Raw genomic sequence first — 624 nt, forward strand, 5'->3', positions numbered from 1 at the left:
GCCCTCATCCGGTCGCGACAACAGGTCAGCGGGCGAGCGCTCGAGAAAGTGCTTGAGGGTGCGCTCGTCCTGCAACAACGGCAGGCTCAGGTAACGGGCGGGAAACACCAGGCTGCTGTTCGGCGCGCCAAATACCTGAGGGCAGGGGAACAGCAGGTCATATTCGCCCGCATGGGCCGGCATCGGATAGCTGAACGTGGCTTGCTGTAGCCGGATGCGCTGGCCGATCAACCAGCTGCCCAGGCGATGCCAGATCACCAGCAGGCACTCGCTGAGAAAGTGGTCCGGGTCCCACAGCTGCGAATCGTCCAGGCTCAAGCGGGCCAAATCGCCTTCTCTGGTCAGCTGCCAGCGCGGACCCTGCGGGAATAGGCTATAAAATAATAAGCCGCGTTCCAGAGCCTTCTCCAGGGTGCGGCAGTGAATCAGCGCGTGGCACATCATGGCGAAGGTGCCGCGCTTGCTCGGGCCTTCGGCAAACCCCAGGTATTCGTCGTCCAGCCCCAGCCACAGCATTTGCAACAGCCGGGTAAATTGCTCGGGGGCGATGCGGGCGCGGGGTTCGCTCAGCAGTTCCGGGGTGATGCCCACTTGCAGCAGCAGGCCCGAATAGTCGTAACCCGC

General features: G+C 63.1%; 1 protein-coding gene. It reads right to left on the reverse strand.

From position 1 onward, the window contains the following. Window positions 1-624: AraC family transcriptional regulator (locus tag FEM54_RS33620; RefSeq protein WP_138454405.1), on the reverse strand; the 624-nt coding region annotated here is incomplete at both ends.

Origin of the sequence: Pseudomonas edaphica (assembly GCF_005863185.1) — a bacterium.
Classification (GTDB): Bacteria; Pseudomonadota; Gammaproteobacteria; order Pseudomonadales; family Pseudomonadaceae; genus Aquipseudomonas; species Aquipseudomonas edaphica.